At 70.6% G+C, this 2085-nt stretch carries 3 protein-coding genes and 1 pseudogene; 2 read left to right on the forward strand and 2 right to left on the reverse strand.

Features of this window, described 5'->3' with window-relative positions:
- Together H0W38_RS21785 and H0W38_RS21790 are read left to right on the forward strand one after the other, a co-directional pair.
- The coding region (locus H0W38_RS21785; RefSeq protein ID WP_292458153.1) for a peptidoglycan-binding domain-containing protein at positions 1-295 on the forward strand (295 nt) is incomplete at its 5' end.
- A 5-nt stretch (positions 296-300) separates the two neighbouring features.
- Positions 301-1164 (forward strand): general secretion pathway protein GspB, encoded by an 864-nt coding sequence (locus H0W38_RS21790; RefSeq protein ID WP_292458156.1) that lies wholly within the window; start codon positions 301-303, stop codon positions 1162-1164.
- A 21-nt stretch (positions 1165-1185) separates the two neighbouring features.
- Here H0W38_RS21790 and H0W38_RS21795 read toward each other — a convergent pair whose 3' ends face one another.
- On the reverse strand, positions 1186-1803 hold the full coding sequence (locus H0W38_RS21795) for a DUF924 family protein (RefSeq protein WP_292458158.1): 618 nt from the start codon (positions 1801-1803) through the stop codon (positions 1186-1188).
- 142 nt (positions 1804-1945) lie between these two features.
- Positions 1946-2085, reverse strand: a pseudogene (locus tag H0W38_RS21800) (4a-hydroxytetrahydrobiopterin dehydratase); the annotation flags it as partial.

Consider the following 2085-nt stretch of genomic DNA (forward strand, 5'->3'; position numbering starts at 1 on the left):
GCTGGCCGAGCGCTGGCGCGGCGAGTTCGCCACGCTGTGGCGCGCACCACCCGGCTATGAGAACAAGGTCGTCGAGGGCGGCTCCGGCCCGGTGGCCGAGTGGTTGTCGGCTCAGCTGACAAGCCTGCAGGGCCGCCCGCAACCGGGCACGGCCGACGCGGCGCTGCGCTCGCGCATCTACGCCTTCCAGCTGGCCCAGGGGCTCGCGCCCGACGGCCTGGCCGGCCCCATCACCTTCATGCAGCTCAACCGCGCCCTCGGCGTCGAAGAACCGCGCCTGCACAAAGAGAACTAGGGCAGATGTCATACATCCTCGACGCCTTGAGGCGGGCCGATGCAGAACGCGAACGCGGCGCGGTGCCCGGCATCCATGCGCAGCGCTTCGCGCAGGAAGACCCGCTGGAGGCCGAGTCGGGGCCTCGGATCAGGCCCGTCGTGTGGTTCGCCGGTGGCGCCATCGTGTGCCTGCTGGCGGGCGGCGCGCTGGCTTGGCAGTGGCTGCGGCCCGAAGCGCCGGCGAGCCGTCAGGCGGCGGTGGGCGGGGCGGTTACAGGGGCCGCATCGGCGCCGGCTGTCGCGGCAGCGCCTTTACAACCGGCACCGGCACCGGCGCCATTTGCCACGTCTTCACCTCCGCCCGCAGACAAGCCGGCAGCTGCGCCTGCTGCACCGACGCCCCCAGCGGCGACACGGCCCCCCGCACCGGTGCCAGCGCCGAAGCCGGCAACCACGCCGCGCGCTCCCCGAACGGCGGCGACGCCCGCCGCTCGAGCGCCGCTCACGAAGCCGCCCGTCGCTGCCGATATGCCAACCGCGCCCGTGTCGCCACGCCGTCAATCGCCGGCCGGCGGCGCCGACCCCACGCCCTCGGCCGAGCGATCAGCCGCTTCGCCGGCCACGCCGCCGCAAGCCCAGCGGGACCACCCCGCGCCGCCGCGCATCTACGCCCGCAACGAACTGCCCGAAGAAATCCGCCGGCAACTGCCGACGCTTTCCATCGGCGGTTCCATCTATTCGCAAGATCGCGCGAACCGCTTCCTCATCATCAACGGCCAGGTGTTCTACGAAGGCGCCGAGCCGACCCCGGGGCTGGTAATCGAGCAGATCGGTCTGAAAAGCGCCGTGCTGCGCTTCAAGAATTACAGCTACTCGATCGGCTACTGACCCCGCCGCCGCAGGCCGGCATCAGAACGACGAGCCCGGCTCCTCGAGAAAAGCCAGCTCCTGCGGCGACGACGCGCGACCGAGCAGCCGGTTGCGGTGCGGGAAGCGGCCGAAGCGCTCCACGATGTCGCGGTGCCTCAGCGCGAAGTCCAGGAATCCGTCGAACACCGCCCGCTGCGAAGGCGGCACGCCCGCACTCAAGGCGCGATAAAGCGCCACCGAACGCTCCTGGTCCTGGGGCGACTCGGAGTGCTCCAGCGGGAGGTAGAAAAACACGCGCTCGATCGGGCGCAGCCGCTCATCGTCGCCGCGCGTCAGCCCTTCCTTGCACCAGGCGAGCGCCAGGAGGTCGTGGCCGAAGGCCGCCTTCGTGTCGCGATAGATGTTGCGCGGGAACTGGTCGGTCAGCAGGATCAGCGCGAGCCGGCCGGCCGGCGTTTGCGCCCAAGCATCGAGCGCGCCCATCGCGGCCTCGGTGATCACGTCCTCGAAGCGCCGCCGTATGGCGTTGTCCGTCTCGGGATCCTTGCACCACCAGAGCGCCGCCTGCCGCTCGGCGACCGCGGCGTCCGCGGCGTTGCCTGCGTCAGGGCCGAACCAGAACTCGGCGATGGTTTGCGGCGTTTCGGTGTTGGACATCTCGCGGCTCCGGATTTCTCACACCCGCTCGGCTTGCAGGCCTTGCAGCGACGGGTGGGCAGGCATGCAGGCTTGTCAGTCTCCGCCCGGCTTGCAGGCCGCGGGCGGCGACACGCCGGCAAGCCGGCGCAGGCAGGCTTTCTCAAGGCGTGTCGTACTTCAGGTACTTGAAGCGGGCGTCGTCATTCGGCGTGCCGTCCAGCACCGCGCCTTCTTCCTTGGCCGGCTGCCACTGCACCACGTCCTCGATCTTCTTCGCCAGGGCGAAGTCCTTCTCGGTGA

Origin of the sequence: Methylibium sp. (assembly GCF_013817365.1) — a bacterium.
Classification (GTDB): domain Bacteria; phylum Pseudomonadota; class Gammaproteobacteria; order Burkholderiales; family Burkholderiaceae_C; genus Methylibium.